15 protein-coding genes and 1 pseudogene are annotated in these 15,994 nt (G+C 68.6%); 11 read left to right on the top strand and 5 right to left on the bottom strand.

All coding sequences use genetic code 11. From position 1 onward, the window contains the following. Positions 1-11: 11 nt before the first annotated feature. Positions 12-1,247 carry a tRNA epoxyqueuosine(34) reductase QueG gene (queG, locus tag WS89_RS30140; RefSeq protein WP_059795737.1) on the bottom strand — a complete coding sequence of 412 codons (1,236 nt, stop codon included), beginning with the start codon at positions 1,245-1,247 and terminating at the stop codon, positions 12-14. A 17-nt stretch (positions 1,248-1,264) separates the two neighbouring features. Here queG and tsaE point away from each other — a divergent pair, with 17 nt between their 5' ends. Together tsaE and WS89_RS30130 are read left to right on the top strand one after the other, a co-directional pair. Continuing rightward, positions 1,265-1,816: a tRNA (adenosine(37)-N6)-threonylcarbamoyltransferase complex ATPase subunit type 1 TsaE gene (gene tsaE, locus WS89_RS30135; protein ID WP_059795734.1), complete on the top strand. Its 552-nt coding sequence runs from the start codon at positions 1,265-1,267 to the stop codon at positions 1,814-1,816. Continuing rightward, positions 1,798-3,324 (top strand): N-acetylmuramoyl-L-alanine amidase, encoded by a 1,527-nt coding sequence (locus WS89_RS30130; RefSeq protein ID WP_059504653.1) that lies wholly within the window; start codon positions 1,798-1,800, stop codon positions 3,322-3,324. The genes tsaE and WS89_RS30130 overlap by 19 nt, the downstream gene beginning before the upstream one ends. Before the next feature lie 45 nt (positions 3,325-3,369). Here WS89_RS30130 and WS89_RS30125 read toward each other — a convergent pair whose 3' ends face one another. After that, positions 3,370-4,248, bottom strand: a complete 879-nt coding sequence (locus tag WS89_RS30125) for an EamA family transporter (RefSeq protein WP_179949901.1) — start codon at positions 4,246-4,248, stop codon at positions 3,370-3,372. Positions 4,249-4,515: 267 nt separating this feature from the next. On the opposite strand from WS89_RS30125, the gene WS89_RS30120 reads away from it, so the two are divergent. Together WS89_RS30120 and trxA are read left to right on the top strand one after the other, a co-directional pair. Beyond that, the gene (locus WS89_RS30120) at positions 4,516-5,397 is read left to right on the top strand and encodes a pirin family protein (protein WP_059795730.1); all 882 of its coding nucleotides are present in this window, start codon (positions 4,516-4,518) and stop codon (positions 5,395-5,397) included. A 52-nt stretch (positions 5,398-5,449) separates the two neighbouring features. Then, positions 5,450-6,298 (top strand): thioredoxin, encoded by an 849-nt coding sequence (gene trxA, locus WS89_RS30115; RefSeq protein WP_011694383.1) that lies wholly within the window; start codon positions 5,450-5,452, stop codon positions 6,296-6,298. A gap of 107 nt (positions 6,299-6,405) precedes the next feature. On the opposite strand, the gene tcdA is transcribed toward trxA, so the two are convergent. After that, positions 6,406-7,263, bottom strand: coding sequence for a tRNA cyclic N6-threonylcarbamoyladenosine(37) synthase TcdA (gene tcdA / locus WS89_RS30110; protein ID WP_059504645.1), 858 nt, complete (start codon positions 7,261-7,263; stop codon positions 6,406-6,408). Positions 7,264-7,391: 128 nt separating this feature from the next. On the opposite strand from tcdA, the gene pdxH reads away from it, so the two are divergent. The 3 genes and pseudogenes from pdxH to WS89_RS30095 all read left to right on the top strand — a co-directional run bounded on the left by pdxH (position 7,392) and on the right by WS89_RS30095 (position 10,696). Then, the gene (gene pdxH / locus WS89_RS30105; protein ID WP_034208232.1) at positions 7,392-8,036 is read left to right on the top strand and encodes a pyridoxamine 5'-phosphate oxidase; all 645 of its coding nucleotides are present in this window, start codon (positions 7,392-7,394) and stop codon (positions 8,034-8,036) included. Between the two features lie 121 nt (positions 8,037-8,157). Continuing rightward, complete coding sequence (locus WS89_RS30100; RefSeq protein WP_034208233.1) at positions 8,158-9,378, top strand: SAM-dependent methyltransferase; 1,221 nt, start codon at positions 8,158-8,160, stop codon at positions 9,376-9,378. Between the two features lie 23 nt (positions 9,379-9,401). Further along, positions 9,402-10,696: pseudogene (locus tag WS89_RS30095) on the top strand (DUF72 domain-containing protein). Between the two features lie 28 nt (positions 10,697-10,724). On the opposite strand, the gene msrA reads toward WS89_RS30095, so the two are convergent. Next, positions 10,725-11,285, bottom strand: coding sequence for a peptide-methionine (S)-S-oxide reductase MsrA (gene msrA / locus WS89_RS30090; protein ID WP_059504641.1), 561 nt, complete (start codon positions 11,283-11,285; stop codon positions 10,725-10,727). Positions 11,286-11,845: 560 nt separating this feature from the next. On the opposite strand from msrA, the gene WS89_RS30085 reads away from it, so the two are divergent. The 3 genes from WS89_RS30085 (at position 11,846) to WS89_RS30075 (ending at position 14,707) form a co-directional block, all read left to right on the top strand. Then, positions 11,846-13,252: a selenium-binding protein SBP56-related protein gene (locus WS89_RS30085; protein WP_059795728.1), complete on the top strand. Its 1,407-nt coding sequence runs from the start codon at positions 11,846-11,848 to the stop codon at positions 13,250-13,252. Beyond that, positions 13,249-13,914: a hypothetical protein gene (locus tag WS89_RS30080; RefSeq protein ID WP_059504638.1), complete on the top strand. Its 666-nt coding sequence runs from the start codon at positions 13,249-13,251 to the stop codon at positions 13,912-13,914. Before WS89_RS30085 ends, WS89_RS30080 begins: the two co-directional genes overlap by 4 nt. A 283-nt stretch (positions 13,915-14,197) precedes the next feature. Next, complete coding sequence (locus tag WS89_RS30075; protein ID WP_034208238.1) at positions 14,198-14,707, top strand: flavin reductase family protein; 510 nt, start codon at positions 14,198-14,200, stop codon at positions 14,705-14,707. On the opposite strand, the gene WS89_RS30070 is transcribed toward WS89_RS30075, so the two are convergent. Further along, complete coding sequence (locus WS89_RS30070; protein WP_006477992.1) at positions 14,694-15,194, bottom strand: Lrp/AsnC family transcriptional regulator; 501 nt, start codon at positions 15,192-15,194, stop codon at positions 14,694-14,696. The genes WS89_RS30075 and WS89_RS30070 overlap by 14 nt on opposite strands. A gap of 129 nt (positions 15,195-15,323) precedes the next feature. Here WS89_RS30070 and kynB point away from each other — a divergent pair, with 129 nt between their 5' ends. Next, on the top strand, positions 15,324-15,977 hold the full coding sequence (gene kynB, locus WS89_RS30065; protein WP_059504635.1) for an arylformamidase: 654 nt from the start codon (positions 15,324-15,326) through the stop codon (positions 15,975-15,977). The last annotated feature ends 17 nt before the right edge of the window (positions 15,978-15,994 follow it).

The following is a 15,994-nucleotide window of genomic DNA, read 5'->3' as shown; positions in this document are numbered from 1 at the left end:
TTACGCCGCCTTCACGCGGCTCGCAGCGCCCATTCGACATGCTCGCGCACGACCGGCGACGGATCGTCGGCCCGCGCGCGCAGCGCGGCGACGATCGCATCGCGCGCGGGTGGGTCGAGCCGGTCCGCGCCGGCGCGCAGCGCATTGCCGAGCCCGACCGCGAGATTGCGCAGCCAGCTTTCGTAGCCGATACGCCGAATCGCGCTGCCCTGCATCCGCGTATCGAACGCGTCGGCGTCCCACGCGAACAGCTCGACGAGCGTCGCGCGGTCGAGGCCGTGCCGCACGTCGAAATCGGCGACGGGCGCGGCCTGCGCGAACTTGTTCCACGGGCACACGAGCTGGCAGTCGTCGCAGCCGTACACGCGATTGCCGATCATCGGCCGCAGCGGCTCGGGGATGCTGCCTTTCAGTTCGATCGTCAGATACGAAATGCAGCGGCGCGCATCGACGCGGTACGGTTCGACGATCGCGCCGGTCGGGCATGCGTCGAGGCAGCGCGTGCAACTGCCGCAATGCGCGCCGGGCGTCTCGGGCGCGATGTCGGGCGACGTGTGCGCATCGGTCGGCAGCGGCAGATCGACGTAGATCTCGCCGAGAAAGAACAGCGAGCCGGCGTCGCGCTGCAACAGCAGCGTATGCTTGCCACGCCAGCCAACCCCGGCCTTCTGCGCAAGCTCGACTTCGAGCACGGGCGCCGAATCGGTGAACACGCGGTGGCCGAACCCGCCGATCTCGTGCTCGATGCGTTCCGCGAGCGTCTGCAGCCGGTTGCGCAGCACCTTGTGATAGTCGCGGCCGCGCGCATAGATCGACACGACGGCCGCCTGCGGATCGTCGAGCCGCGCCCGTTCGCGCGCGCGCCAGTCGTGCGCGACGAGCGCATCGGGCGCGCCGCCGGGTGCACCGTCAGCGAGCGTTTGGGCCGGCAAATAGGCGAGCCGCACGGAGATCACGCGTCGCGTACCGGCCACAAGTTCGGCCGGCCGCGCGCGTTTCATCCCATGTTTCGCCATATAATCCATTTCGCCGTGGTACCCGGCTTCCAGCCAGGCGGCGAGGCCTGCTTCGGCATCCGAGAGATCGGTATCGCTGATGCCGATCGCCCCGAAACCCAATTCGCGCCCCCACGCCCTGATGCGAGCGGCGAGCGCAGTCAACGCCGCATCGTCGAGCGCGCACGGCGCCGCGCCTTCGTCACGAGTCGAAGGCCTGTCGGATGCGGTGCGTTCCGGTAGTCGGTTCATCGCACTATTTTACGAGAATGCCAGCCACGCCCAGCCAACCGCCTCATGCCATGTTGCCCGCCCCGCTCGCGGAGCGCGTGATCGCGCTCGCCGACGAAGCGGCAACCGAGGCCTTCGGCACGCGCTTCGCGCACGCGCTCGACGCAGCGCGCATCGCGCTCGACCGCGCCCATGCGTTCGACGGGCTGCAGATCCAACTGATCGGCGATCTCGGCGCGGGCAAGACGACCCTCGTGCGCGCGATCCTGCGCGGCCTCGGCCACTCGGGGCGCGTGCGCAGCCCGACCTATACGCTCGTCGAGCCGTACGCGCTCGAACGCAGCGATGGGGAACTCGAGGTCTATCACTTCGATCTGTATCGATTCAACGATCCGGCCGAATGGTCCGACGCAGGCTTTCGCGAATATTTCAATTCCAGCGCGATCTGCCTCGTCGAATGGCCGCAACAGGCGGGCGCCCTGCTCGGCGTGCCCGATCTGGTTTTCTCGCTCGACGTGGACGGCGACGGCCGCGCCCTCACCGTCCGTGCGTACAGCGCTTCAGGAAAGGCATGTCTCGAAAGATGTTGATCAAACCGTTCCGCTCGATCGAATCGGCGGCCACCGCGACGCACAACTGGCGGCGCCGTCAGATTCTGCGCGCGGGGGCATCGACGCTGGTGCTCGGTCTCGTCGCGCCGCGGCTCGCGCACGCGTCGTCGGTGCTCGGCGTGCGCGTGTGGCCCGCGCGCGATTACACGCGCGTCACGATCGAATCCGATCAGCCGCTGCAGAATAGCCAACAGTTGCTGCAGGGTCCCGACCGGCTCGTCGTCGACCTGAGCGGCCTCGACCTGGACCAGGCGCTGCGCGACCTCGTATCGAAGATCGCGCCGAACGATCCGCAGATCCAGTCGGTGCGCGTCGGCCAGTATCAGCCGCACGTCGTGCGGATGGTGTTCGACCTGAAAGGCTCGGTGAAGCCGCAGGTGTTCACGCTGCCGCCCGTCGGCACGTACAAGTACCGGCTCGTGTTCGACCTGTATCCGGCCGTCGCGCCCGATCCGCTGTCCGACCTGATCGCGCAGACGGAACGCAAGGAACAGGCGCTCAACGACACCGCGCGCGCGCAGCAGATGCAGCCGCCGCCCGCGCTGGCCGGCCCGGGCACGCCGCCGCCCGCCGCGGGCGACAACAGCGACGCATTCTTCCAGCGTTTCGCGCAGAACACGCCGGCCGCGCCGCATGCGCCGCCGGCCGCCGGCACGCCGTCGACGCCCGCGAAGCCGGCCGTCAAGCCGCCGCCCGTCATCGCGCGCCGTGACGACAACGACGACGACGGCGACACCTACAAGTTCACCGCGCCGAAATCCGGCAAGGGCGGCACCGTGCGCCTGCTGACGGTCGCGATCGATCCGGGCCACGGCGGCGAGGATCCGGGCGCGATCGGCGGCGCCGGCACGTACGAGAAGCACATCGCGCTCGACATCGCGAAGAAGCTGCGCGCGAAGATCGACGCTGCACCGAACATGCGCGCGATGATGACGCGCGACGCCGATTTCTTCGTGCCGCTGAACGTGCGCGTGCAGAAAGCGCGCCGCGTCGGCGCGGATCTCTTCGTGTCGATCCACGCGGACGCGTTCACGACGCCGTCCGCGCGCGGCTCGTCGGTGTTCGCGCTGTCCGACCACGGAGCGACGAGCGCCGCGGCGCGCTGGATGGCGAACAAGGAGAATTCGTCGGACCTGATCGGCGGCATCAACATCAAGACGGCGGACGCGGCAGTGAACCGCGCGCTGTTCGACATGTCGACGACCGCGCAGATCCGCGACTCGCTGCGCTACGGCAACTACGTGCTGAAGGAAGTGGGCGGGATCAACAAGCTGCACAAGGGCTCGGTCGAGCAGGCCGGGTTCGCGGTGCTGAAGGCGCCCGACATTCCATCGATCCTCGTCGAAACCGCATTCATCAGCAACCCGGACGAAGAGCGCCGGCTCAACGACGACAGCTATCGCGACGAGATGGCCGACGCGATCTTCCGCGGCATCAAGCGTTATTTCGCCGCAAATCCGCCGCTCGCGAAGAACCGGATGGCCTGAGCGCCGCCCGCTCCCTGCCGCCGGCACGCAGCGCGTGCCGGCGCGTCACGACGCCGCGACGCGGCTCAGCAGTTTCCCGCCGAACACGTTCACCGCGAGCCCGCCCATCACGAGCGCGGCACCGATCAGCTGCGCTTGCGTCAGATGCTCGTCGAGCAGCAGCGCCGACGACGCGAGCCCGACGATCGGCACCAGCAGCGAGAACTGTGCGACCTGCGCGGCCGGGTAGCGCGACAGCAGGCGGCTCCACAGCCCGTAACCGAGCAGCGTCGCGACGAACGCGAGATAGACGACCGCGAAGATCGACGCGCCGTCCAGGCCCGCGAGCGCGGTCGCGATCCGCTGCGGCCCTTCGAACCACAGCGACAGCAGGAAGAACGGCACGGGCGGCACGAGGCTTGCCCACACGACGAGCGACACGAGATTCGCCTTCCCGACCTTCTTCGTGACGATATTGCCGACGGCCCACATCGCGGCCGCGCAGATCGTCAGCAGGAAGCCCGCGAGCGCCATCGCGCGGCCACCCTGCGCGGCGATCACGACGAGCCCGCCCGCGGCGATCGCCAGCCCGATCAGGTTCTGCGCACGCAGCCGCTCGCCGAGGAACAGCATCGCGAACACCAGCGTGAAGAACGCCTGCGACTGCAGCACGAGCGATGCGAGGCCGGCCGGCATGCCGACGTACATCCCGGTGAACAGGAACACGAACTGGCCGAGCTGGATCGTCGCGCCGTACAGCACCAGCAGACGCCACGAAATCTGCGGCCGGTGCACGAAGAACACCGCGGGCACGGCCGCGAGCGTGAAGCGCAGCGCGCCGAGCAGCATCGGCGGCATGCCGTGCAGGCCGACCTTGATCACGACGAAGTTCACGCCCCACGCCAGAATCACGACCAGCGCGAGCAGCAAGTCCTTCGGGGCCATCATCGGCGTCTCCTTCGATTGTCGAATCATTGTCGTGAAGCCGGTCAGTCTACCGGGTTTCGCGCCCGGCCCGATACCCGCGCTGCGCGCGTGGAATCGGCCGCGCGCGCCGCCGGCGTGCGCAGCGGCTCGTGCAACGCGGGGGATACCGCACGACGCATGCCTGCCGCAGCCGCATCGCGCCGCGCGCTTCGCGTTCCCCGTCACGCGCGCCGCCGCGCCGCCAGTACAATGACCGGCAATCCAGCCGTTCCCACGAGGCCCGCCATGACCGACTCGATCAAAGCCCTGCTGAAGCCGCACGTGCGCGACATCGGCAACCTGCAGGTGCGCCGCACGCTGCCCGCGCTCGCCGCACGCCTCGTCGGCCCGTTCATCTTCTTCGATCACATGGGGCCCGCCATGCTGCCGGCCGGCACGGGGCTCGACGTGCGCCCGCATCCGCACATCGGGCTCGCGACGGTCACCTACCTGTTCGACGGCGCGATCCTGCACCGCGACAGCCTCGGCTCTCGGCAGGAAATCGTGCCGGGCGACGTGAACTGGATGACGGCCGGCCGCGGGATCGTCCACTCGGAGCGCACGCCGGACGCGCAGCGCGCCAGCGGCCATACCGTGCACGGGATCCAGACCTGGGTCGCGCTGCCGCAAGCGCACGAGACGACCGAGCCGTCGTTCGAGCACCACGCGGCCGACACGCTGCCCAAGCGCGACGAACACGGCGTGTCGCTGACGGTGATCGCCGGCGACGCGTTCGGGCTGCGCTCGCCCGTGACGACGTTCTCGCGCACGCTGTACGTCGCGGCCGAATTCGCGGCCGGCGGCCGGCTCGAACTCGATGCGTCGCACGAGGAGCGCGCGGTCTACGTGGTCGACGGCGAGCTCGCGATCGACGGCACGCCGGTGCCGGCCGAACGGATGGCCGTGCTCGCGCCGGGCGCGACGGTCACGCTGACGAGCGGCCGCGGCGCACGCGCGATGCTGCTCGGCGGCGACCGGATCGACGGCGAACGCTTCATCGAATGGAATTTCGTCGCGAGCAGCCGCGACGCGATCGAGCGTGCGAAAGCGGCCTGGACGCGCCAGGAGATGGGCAAGGTGCCGGGCGAAACCGAGTGGATTCCGCTGCCCGAATCGAAGCCGCGTTGAAAAAGCGGCGCGCCACCCCCATCCTGACGATATTCGAACGGAAGAGAACGACATGGACACCACGCTTGCCACATTCGAGAAAGACGTCATCGAGGCGTCGCTGGACACGCCCGTGCTGGTCGACTTCTGGGCGCCGTGGTGCGGCCCCTGCAAGACGCTCGGCCCGCTGCTGGAAAAACTCGAAGCCGACTACGCAGGCCGCTGGAAGCTCGTGAAGGTCAACGTCGACGAGAATCAGGAACTCGCCGCGCACTTCCAGACGCGCAGCATCCCGCACGTGATCGCGTTCGCCGACGGGCGCCCGGTCGACCAGTTCGTCGGCGTGCTGCCCGAAGGCCAGTTGCGCGCGTTCCTCGACCGGCTGCTGCCGGCGGCCGAGGAAGCCGAGCGCCGCGCCGCGCAGTATGCGATGGCCGAACAGCGCTTCGACGATGCGCTCGCGCACCTCGAAGCGGCGCTCGCGCTGAACCCCGGCTACGACGACGCGCGTCTCGACCTGATCGAGCTGCTGCTCGCGCGCAATGAGGTCGACGCCGCGCGCGCCGAAACCGAACGCCTGTCGCCGCAAACCGTGCAGAACGGCGACCCGCGCTACCAGGCGATCAAGACCCGTTTCGACGCGCTCGACGCCACGGCCGACCTGCCGCCGACCGACGCGCTCGAAGCGCGTATCGCAGCGAACCCGGCCGATCTCGACGCGCGCTTCGACCTCGCGCAGAGCCTGATCGCGCGGCGCGCGTACGAAGGCGCGCTGGAGCAGTTGCTGGAAATCGTGACGCGCGATCGCGCCTACGGCGACGACCTCGGCCGCCGCACGATGATCTCGGTGTTCGAACTGGCCGGCGATCGCCCCGACCTCGTCGCCGCGTGGCGACGCAAGCTGAGCATGGCGCTCAACTGATGCACGCCCGGCCGGGCCGCGATGGCCCGGCTGCATCGCCGTATCGCTCGCGGCACGTCACTCGCGCCGCGGCATCATCTTGCCCTGCCCGCCCGCGCGCTGCGGGCTCAGCCGGCCGCCCGTGCCGCGATCGCCCGCAGCGCATGCGCGGCGGCCGCGAACCCGAAGCTCGCGGTCACGCACACGCTCGAACCGAAACCCGCGCAGTTGAGCCCCGCGACGTGCGCGGCCGCGGACGGCTCCGCGCCGTCCTCGATGTCGCAGGCCGCCGCTTCCGGATAGATCAGCGGCTCGTCCGAATACACGGCGCTGACCTTGAAACGCGCCTTCGGCCCGCGCGGAAAACCGTGTTGCTTGCGCAACTGCGCGCGCACCTTCGACAACAGCGGATCCTGGATCGTCAGCGCGAGGTCGTCGATGCGGATGCGTGTCGGGTCGAGCTGCCCGCCCGCGCCGCCGACGACGATCAACGGTTGCCGCTTCGCGACGCACCATGCGATCAGCGCGACCTTCGTGCGCACGCTGTCGATCGCGTCGATCACGTAGTCGAAGCCGCCGCCGAGCAGCGCGTCGAAGTTGTCGGGCTCGACGAAATCCTCGATCCGGTTCACGCGGCACGCGGGATCGATCAGCGCGATCCGCTCGGCCATCGCGTCGACCTTCGGCTTGCCGTAATTGCCGTCGAGCGCATGGACCTGCCGGTTCGTGTTGCTTTCCGCGACGTTGTCGAGATCGATCAGCGTGAGCGTGCCGACCGCGTTGCGCGCGAGTGCCTCGGCCGCCCACGACCCGACGCCGCCGATTCCGATCACCGCGACGTGCGCCCGCTCGAACGCGGCGGCGGCCGGCGCGCCGTACAGGCGCGCGACGCCGCCGAAACGCCGCGCGCGATCCACGTCAAGCCGGATTTCCGGGGTCGGGGTAAGATCGGAAGAACTGGGCGGGACAGCGTCGGCGGAGGACATGGCAGCAAGGAAAACGTAAGTCGTGCAGCCCTCTATTTTGCCTGAACTCCCCGCTCGCACGCGCCACTGTGCACGCACGATTCCCGCGCGTTCGCTATACTGGCCCCAGATTGAAGCGTTTGCATAACATGACGACTCTCGCCGATCTCCGCATCAACTATTCGCGTGCTTCGCTCGACGAGGCCGATGCCGCCCCCGATCCCTTCGCCCAGTTCGATCGCTGGTTCAAGGAGGCGCTCGCCGCCAAGCTGCCCGAGCCGAACACGATGACGCTCGCGACCGTCGGCGCCGACGGCCGGCCGTCGGCCCGGATCGTGCTCATCAAGGGCGTCGACGAACGCGGGTTCGTCTTCTTCACCAATTACGAAAGCCGCAAGGGCCACGATCTCGCCGTGCATCCGCAAGCCGCGCTGCTGTTCTACTGGATCGAGCTCGAGCGCCAGGTGCGCATCGAGGGCCGGATCGAGAAAACCAGCGCGGAAGAAAGCGACCGCTATTTCGCGTCGCGCCCGCTCGGCTCGCGCATCGGCGCATGGGCGTCGGAGCAGAGCACCGTGATCGACAGCCGCGCGACGCTCGAAGCGCGCGAACGGGCCGTCAGCGAGCGCTACGGCGACGACCCGCCGCGCCCGCCGCACTGGGGCGGCTACCGCCTCGTGCCCGATTCGATCGAGTTCTGGCAGGGGCGCCCGTCGCGGCTGCACGACCGCCTGCTCTATACGCGCGACGCCGCGGCGGCGTCGGGCTGGACGATCTCGCGCCTGTCGCCGTAAGCGCGCCGCCGGCGCGTGCCGGCCGTGTCTCGTGTTGCATCCGGGCGCCCGCGCGGCAAGCGGCAGGCGCCGGTCAAGATACTTGGCTGTATTCGATTCAACGAACAAACGGAGAATCCAAATGTTCTGGGAAAAGAAGCTGGCACAGTGGGCGGACGAAGTACGGGCGAAGGCGAACATACCGGCGCGCCTCGTGCTGTGGAACGGCGAACAACTCGATTTCGGCACCTTCAGCGCGCCGCAGGTCACGCTGAAGGTGAACAGTGCGTCGGCGTTGCCGCTGCTGCTCGAACCGAGCCTCGACAATCTCGGCGAGGCGTACGTGAAGGGCAAGATCGACATCGAAGGCAAGCTGTCGGACATCATCAACATCGGCTACTCGCTCGCTCGCAGCACCGTGACGAGCGCGAGCAAGCTCGCCCGCGTGAAGCGCTACTTCAATCACACGAAGAGCACCGACAAGAAGGCGATCCAGTACCACTACGACGTCTCGAACGAGTTCTACCAGCTGTGGCTCGACGAGAACATGGTGTACTCGTGCGCGTACTTCGAGAACGGCGACGAGGATCTCGCCACCGCGCAGATCAAGAAGATCGACCACATCCTCACGAAGATCCGGCTCGAGCCCGGCCAGCGCCTGCTCGACATCGGCTGCGGCTGGGGCGCACTCGTGCTGCGCGCCGCGCAGAAGTTCGGCGCGACGTGTCTCGGCGTGACGCTGTCGCAGAACCAGTTCGACCTCGCGACCGCGCGCGTGAAGGCGGCGGGGCTCGAAGACCGGATCGAGATTCGTCTGCAGGATTACCGCGAGATCGAAGGCCAGTTCGACCGCATCACGAGCGTCGGGATGTTCGAGCACGTCGGCCGCAAGAACCTGCCGCTCTATTTCTCGCGCATCCGCGAGCTGCTGACCGACGACGGCATCGCGATGAACCACGGGATCACGTCGACCGACGCGGAAAGCGGCGAAACGGCGCTCGGCGGCGGCGAATTCATCGATCGCTACGTGTTCCCGGACGGCGAGCTGCCGCACATCAGCCTTGCGCTCGAAGCGGCGCAGCGCGGCGGACTCGAGGCGGTTGACGTCGAAAGCCTGCGCCGGCACTATGCGCGCACGCTCGATATCTGGACGGAAAACTTCGAAGCGAAAGCCGAAGAAGCGAGAAAGCTCGTCGACGACGAGAAATTCCGGATCTGGCGCGTGTATCTTGCCGGCTGCGCGTATGCGTTCGAGCACGACGACGTGTCGATCTTCCAGATCGTGTGCCGCAAGGCCGGACGCAGCGCGAAAACGCTGCCGTGGTCGCGGCGCTACATGTACGAACATGCGCTGCCGCGCTAGGCGGCGCCTCACGCTGGGCATGCATGGGTGACGGCAGGACGCGGCGCAAGGCGCCGCCGGAACGACAGCAGCACGACGACGCCAACGGGTCGCACGCCGACGGACAATTCGACCTGTTCGGCGTGCCGACGCACGCCCCACGCGCGTCGCCTGCGAACGACGGTCGCTCCGCCAGCCCCGATGAGCACGTGATGCCGGACGCGCAAAAAGACGCGCAGCCGGCGCCGCCCGCCCGTACGACTTCCCGCCCCGCCGACGACGCGCCCGTACCGTCGTCCGGCCTGCTGTGGGACGAACCGTCCCCGCCGGCCGCTGCGCCGAAGAAAGGCCGCCGCAAGCGCGGCGTGCTTCCCGCGCCGATCCCGGCCGACGTGGCCGACGTGGCGGCCGGGCTGCCGCCGAACGTGCGGCTCGGTACGTCGTCGTGGTATTTCCCCGGCTGGAACGGCATCGTCTACGACGGCGATTTCGCGCAGACGAAGCTGTCGCGCGAAGGGCTCGAAGCGTATGGCGCACATCCGCTGCTGAAGAGTGTGAGCCTCGACCGGTCGTTCTACGGCCCGCTGTCGGTGGCCGATTACCTGCGCTACGCGCAACAGGTGCCTGACGATTTCCGCTTCGTCGTGAAGGCGCCGGCCGCGGTGACCGACGCGGTGATCCGCGGCCGGCGCGGCGAGCCGTCCGGGCCGAACCCGACCTTCCTCGATGCGCCGCTCGCGACCCGCGAATTCGTGCAGCCCTGTCTCGATGGGCTCGGCCGCAAGGCCGGCGTGCTCGTGTTCCAGTTCTCGCCGCTGCCCGATCAGTTGCTCGCGGAACCGGCCGCGCTGATCGACCGGCTCGCCGCGTTCTTCGCGGCGCTGCCGCCGCTGCCGCCGGACGCCGACGGCACGCGCTCGCGATCGAGATCCGCGACGCGAGCCTGCTCACGCCGCGCTTCATCCGTGCGCTGGCCGCGCTCGGCGTGCGCTACTGCGTCGGCCTGCACGCGCGGATGCCCGACCCGCTGCGCCAGGCCGCCGCGCTCGCGCTGCTCGACGGCGACGCGCCGGGCCCGCTGATCGTGCGCTGGAGCCTGCACGGCGGCTTCAAGTACGAACAGGCGAAAGCGAAATACGAGCCGTTCGACAAGCTCGTCGACGAGGATCCGGCCACGCGCTCGGCACTCGCCGAACTGGCCGCGCGCTATGCGCTGGCCGGGCAGCCGGTGATCATCACCATCAACAACAAGGCCGAAGGCTCCGCGCCGCTGTCGTGCATCGCGCTCGCGCGCGAAATCGCCGCCGCGTGCGCGCAGTCGCGCAACGAGGCGGCGTGACGCCGGTTGGCGCCGGTCATGCCCGCGCTTACGCGCCGCGCAGCGACTTCAGCCGATGCGAGAACTTCTGCCGGAATTTCGCGAGCTTCGGCCCGATCACGACCGAGCAATAGCCCTGCCCCGGGTTCCGCGCGTAATAGTTCTGGTGATAGTCCTCCGCCGGCCAGTAGTTGTCGTCGAGCGGCACGACCTGCGTGACGATCGGCTGGCCGAACACCTGTTCGCGCTCGAGTTCGCGGATCACGTCGAGCGCGGTGTCGCGCTGCGCATCCGAATGCGTGAACACGACCGACCGGTACTGCGTGCCGACGTCGTTGCCCTGCCGGTTCAACTGGGTCGGATCGTGCGTCGCGAAGAAGATCTCGAGGATCTCGCGATAGCCGATGCGCGCCGGATCGAACGTCACGTTGACGACTTCCGCGTGGCCCGTGTCGCCCTCGCAGATGTCGCGATAGCCGGGATTGCGCGTATGGCCGCCCGCGTAACCCGACTGGACGGCCGTCACGCCGTCGACGTCGAGAAACACGGCCTCCGTGCACCAGAAACACCCGCCTCCGAGCGTCGCGGTTTCAAGCATCTCGTTCCCCATGAAATCAGTCCCTCGTGGATGACGGCAGCCGGCGCGCGGGCGCCGGCGCCACCGTTTCGCGTCGCCGTGGCCTGCCCGCGACGCGGACGGCAACGGCACTTCGTCAAGTATCTCACTCGCGCGCGAACCTGGCAGATCGGCCAGGCGCCGCACGCGACCCGCCGCGGGTTTCTCGTCTACACTTAGGCACGCGCACGCGACGGCCAACCCGTCGCCCGCACAGCGTCCGATGCATGCCCGCCCCCGATGCCAACGACATCTGCCGGAACATCGATATGTACGCCTTAACAGACATCGCCTGCTTCGCAGGCCCGGTCGCCGATACGTCGATCGCACCATCGCGATGGCGCCTGCCCGTTTCGCGGCGGGCGCCGCGCGGCAGCCCTTCGCCATTTCCCGCTTTCACGACCTGATGCACGGCATCGCGCGCGTCGCCCTCGCGTGCCTGCTCCTGCCGAGCGCTCCGCCCGCATGATGCGCGCCGCGCGGCAACCGCAGCCTGCACGCCCGCCACGAAAGGCCGTGCGTCAGCGATCCGACACCATCGAGAGGACATCACCATGAGCATGCGGCCCGATCCGACGTTTCACGCTTCGCCCGAGCTCGCGATGCAGGCGCCGGCCGAAGCATTCGCGTATACGTTGTTGCTGAGCCCCGATTTTTCCAGACCCGACGCGCTCGCCGTGATCGACGTGAAGCCCGGTTCATCGACGTACGGCAAGATCGTGCATACGGTGACGATGCCGAACACCGGCGACGAGTTTCACCACTTCGGCTGGAATGCGTGTTCGTCGTCGCTGTCGCCGCTCACCGGCCATGCGTTCCTCGAGCGCCGCTTCCTGATCATCCCCGGCCTGCGCTCGTCGCGCATCTACGTGATCGACACGAAGCCGCATCCGACACAGGCACGGATCCACAAGATCATCGAGCCCGAAGAAGTGTTCGCGAAGACCGGCTATTCGCGGCCGCACACCGTGCACTGCGGCCCCGAGGGCATCTACGTGAGCACGCTCGGCGGCGCGGGCAAGGACGGCACCGACGGCGCGCCCGGCATCTTCATCATGGATTGCGAAACCTTCGACGTGCTCGGCCGCTGGGAGATCGACCGCGGCCCGCAGGACAAGCACTACGACTTCTGGTGGAACCTGCCGCGCGACTACATGGTGTCGAGCGAATGGGCGCTGCCGCCGCAATTCGAGAACGGGATCGTTCCCGAGGATCTGCTCGCGAACAAGTATGGGCACCGGCTGCATTTCTGGGACCTGCGCGCGCGACGCAACGTGCAGACGATCGATCTCGGCGCGCAGCACCAGATGGCGCTGGAGGTGCGGCCCGCGCACGACCCGGTGCGCGAATACGGATTCGTCGGCGTCGTGGTCGATACGACCAACCTCGAAGGTTCGATCTGGACCTGGTGGCGCGAAGGCGGCAAGTTCCATGCGAAGAAGACCGCGACGATCCCGGCCGAGCCGGCCGCCGCCGACGCGTTGCCGCCGCTGCTGCAAGGATTCGGCGCGGTGCCGCCGCTCGTGACCGACATCGACCTGTCGCTCGACGACCGGTTCCTGTACGTGTCGTGCTGGGGCACCGGCGAAATGCGCCAGTACGACGTGTCGGATCCGCACAACCCGGTGCTGGCCGGGTCGGTACGCATCGGCGGCATCGCGCGCCGTGCGCCGCACCCGAACGGCCGCACGTTCGCGGGCGGCCCGCAGATGGTCGAGATCAGCCGCGACGGCCGGCGCGTGTACTGGACCAACTCGCTCTATTCGACGTGGGACGATCAGTTCTATCCGGATGGCGTGCCGGCCGCGCAGGTGCTCGCGCACGCGGGGCCGGACGGCGGGCTGACGCTCGCCGACGACTACTGGGTCGAATTCCCCGACGGTTACCGCGCGCACCAGATCCGGCTCGAAGGCGGCGACTGCTCGACCGATTCGTTTTGCTATCCGTCGGTCAAGCGTTGAGCACCGGCCTTCACGTGCCGTTCGCGTGGTGGGCGGCCGTGCTCGCGAGCGGCGTGTATCACGGGCTGAACCCGGCGATGGGCTGGCCGCTCGCGGTGTCGAACGCGCTGATGACGCGCCGCGGCGCCGCGCTCGTCGCCGCGCTCGGCTATCTCGCGCTCGGTCATGCGCTCGCCGTCTTCGCGGTGATGCTGCCGTTCGGGCTGCTTGCAGCGCTGCTCGCCTGGCAGTCGGCGATCCGGATCGGTGCGAGCGCACTCGTGATCGGCTTCGGCGCAGGGCTGCTGATCCGGCGCCGGCATCCGCGGGCGCTGGCGCGGATTCCGCCGGCGCGGCTCGGCCTGTGGTCGTTCGCGGTCGCGCTCGCGCACGGCGCGGGGCTGATGCTCGTGCCGATCTACCTCGGCCTCTGCGGGCTCGACCGGGATGCGGGCCATCGCGCGGCCGCGAGGCTCGTCGATGCGCACCTCGGCATGGCGCTCGTCGTCGCGGCCGTGCACGCGGCCGCGATGATCGCCGCCGGTGGCGGGCTCGCGTGGCTCGTGTACCGCTATCTCGGGCTGAAGTTCGTGTCGCGGAGCTGGTTCAATCTGGATGCGGTATGGGCGTCGAGCCTGATCGTGACGGGCGCGTTGTCGCTCGGGCTGGCGACGGCGCGATAGCACGGGCGGCGATGCCGGGCGGGACAGCACGGCGGGCGTCGGCATGAACGGCCGCACCGTCGAAAAACGCGACAGAACGGCGCCGCCGGCCGCGCGCCGCAGTGTTCGCTACGTCACCCTGCCGTCGCGCTGCGCCGCCGGAGCAGGCCCGGCGGCCCCGATTCCGCTAAAATCGGGCCATGCGCACCCCTTCTTCATCGACCGCCTCGTCGCCTTTCGTCCGCCGCGCCCGTCACACCCGTGGCGTGTCGCGCCCGCCCGTTCCGTTCCGGATGGCTGCCCGATGAGCCACGCCAATCCGCCGGATTTCGACTCGGCCGCCTTCCGGCAGGCGCTCGGCCAGTTCGCGACGGGCGTGACGGTGATCACGACGCAGGCGCCGTCCGGCCAGCTGATCGGCATCACCGCCAGCTCGTTCAATTCGGTGTCGCTCGATCCGCCGCTCGTGCTGTGGAGCCTCGCGCACAAATCGGCGTCGACGCCCGTGTTCCGCGGCAACAGCCATTACGTGGTGAACGTGCTCGCGGCGTCGCAGCTCGACCTGTGCAAACGCTTCTCGACCTACAAGGGCGACCGCTTCGAAGGGATCGCGCACGCGGCCGGCAACTCGGGAATGCCCGTGCTCGACGGCGCGCTCGCGTGGTTCGAATGCCACAACCGCAGCCGCTACGACGAAGGCGACCACGTGATCTTCGTCGGCGAAGTGGAACGCTGCGGCGTGCGCGCGGTATCGGAAACGGCACCGCCGCTCGTGTTCCACGGCGGCGGCTTCCACGGCCTCACACCGCTTTGATCGCCCCCGTGCGCGCCAGGCCGACCGGCGCGCCGGCTTCGTCCTTCAGCGTCTGCAGCACGATGTTCGAACGGATGTCCATCACGCCCGGCGCCTTGTAGAGCCGGTTCAGCACGAAATCCGAATAGTGCTTGAGGTTGTGCGCGAGCACGCGCAGCAGATAGTGGCTCTCGCCCGTCACGACGAACGCGCCGACCACCTCCGGCCATTCGCGCAGCGCTTCCGCGAAGCGCTCGTGCCATTGATTCTCTTCGTTGCGCATCGACACCTGCACGAACGCCTCGAGCTCGAAGCCGAGCTTCTCGCGGCTCAGGCACGCGCGATAGTGCTCGATCACGCCCTGCTCCTCGAGCAGGCGCATGCGGCGCAGGCAGGCGGATGGCGAAAGCGAGATGCGTTCGGCCAGGTCGAGATTGCTGATTCTGCCCTCCTCCTGCAGTACCGCCAGAATCCGGCAGTCGGTGGCATCGAGCGTGATCGCGTGCATTTTTGGTCCCCGTTTTCCCTCTGAGTCGAATTATCTGCCAATCCGGCGGATTGTCCATGTTTATTTCGCAAGCACTTTCTGCGAGCGTCCACCTATCATTCGAATGATCGACTCACGATTCGTCACGCCATGGACACACTCTGGGACATCTCGCCGCCCGTCAGCCCCGCCACCCCCGTGTGGCCGGGCGATACGCCGGTTTCCGTCGAACGCGTGTGGCGGATGGAGGCCGGTTCGCCGGTCAACGTCGCACGCCTGACGCTGTCGCCGCACACGGGCGCGCACTGCGACGCGCCGCTGCACTACGACGCCGACGGCGCGCCGATCGGCGCGGTGCCGCTCGACACCTATCTCGGCCCGTGCCGCGTGATCCATTGCATCGGCGCATCGCCGGTCGTACAGCCGGCCGACGTCGCGGCCGCGCTCGACGGCGTGCCGCCGCGCGTGCTGCTGCGCACGTACGAGCACGCCAGCGTCGAGCAGTGGGACAGCGATTTCTGCGCGGTCGCGCCCGACACCGTCGACCTGCTCGCCGCGCACGGCGTGAAGCTGATCGGCATCGATACACCGTCGCTCGATCCGCAGGAATCGAAGACCATGGATGCGCATCGCCGCGTGCGTGCGCACCGGATGGCGATCCTCGAAGGAATCGTGCTCGACGACGTGCCGGCCGGCGACTACGAACTGATCGCGCTGCCGCTGAAATTCGCGACGCTCGACGCGAGCCCCGTGCGCGCGGTGCTGCGCGCACTGCCCGCGCGGGCTTCCTCGCAGGCTTCCTGATTACCCGACCTACGACC

The organism is Burkholderia sp. MSMB1072 (assembly GCF_001524725.1).
Lineage (GTDB): Bacteria > Pseudomonadota > Gammaproteobacteria > Burkholderiales > Burkholderiaceae > Burkholderia.
Note: the sequence above shows the minus strand (reverse complement) of the source record. Positions and strands in the feature narration are given on the sequence as shown.

What these genes read in the sequence shown, in the direction of transcription:
- tcdA (WP_059504645.1), bottom strand. Translation starts at nt 7,263, where the DNA reads ATGTCCTCCGCCGACGCTGTCCCGCCCAGTTCTTCCGATCTTACCCCG.
- WS89_RS30070 (WP_006477992.1), bottom strand. Translation starts at nt 15,194, where the DNA reads ATGCACGCGATCACGCTCGATGCCACCGACTGCCGGATTCTGGCGGTA.
- WS89_RS30130 (WP_059504653.1), top strand. Translation starts at nt 1,798, where the DNA reads ATGTCTCGAAAGATGTTGATCAAACCGTTCCGCTCGATCGAATCGGCG.
- kynB (WP_059504635.1), top strand. Translation starts at nt 15,324, where the DNA reads ATGGACACACTCTGGGACATCTCGCCGCCCGTCAGCCCCGCCACCCCC.
- pdxH (WP_034208232.1), top strand. Translation starts at nt 7,392, where the DNA reads ATGACGACTCTCGCCGATCTCCGCATCAACTATTCGCGTGCTTCGCTC.
- trxA (WP_011694383.1), top strand. Translation starts at nt 5,450, where the DNA reads ATGGACACCACGCTTGCCACATTCGAGAAAGACGTCATCGAGGCGTCG.
- WS89_RS30100 (WP_034208233.1), top strand. Translation starts at nt 8,158, where the DNA reads ATGTTCTGGGAAAAGAAGCTGGCACAGTGGGCGGACGAAGTACGGGCG.
- WS89_RS30125 (WP_179949901.1), bottom strand. Translation starts at nt 4,248, where the DNA reads ATGGCCCCGAAGGACTTGCTGCTCGCGCTGGTCGTGATTCTGGCGTGG.
- queG (WP_059795737.1), bottom strand. Translation starts at nt 1,247, where the DNA reads ATGAACCGACTACCGGAACGCACCGCATCCGACAGGCCTTCGACTCGT.
- WS89_RS30075 (WP_034208238.1), top strand. Translation starts at nt 14,198, where the DNA reads ATGAGCCACGCCAATCCGCCGGATTTCGACTCGGCCGCCTTCCGGCAG.
- tsaE (WP_059795734.1), top strand. Translation starts at nt 1,265, where the DNA reads ATGCCAGCCACGCCCAGCCAACCGCCTCATGCCATGTTGCCCGCCCCG.
- WS89_RS30120 (WP_059795730.1), top strand. Translation starts at nt 4,516, where the DNA reads ATGACCGACTCGATCAAAGCCCTGCTGAAGCCGCACGTGCGCGACATC.
- msrA (WP_059504641.1), bottom strand. Translation starts at nt 11,285, where the DNA reads ATGGGGAACGAGATGCTTGAAACCGCGACGCTCGGAGGCGGGTGTTTC.
- WS89_RS30085 (WP_059795728.1), top strand. Translation starts at nt 11,846, where the DNA reads ATGAGCATGCGGCCCGATCCGACGTTTCACGCTTCGCCCGAGCTCGCG.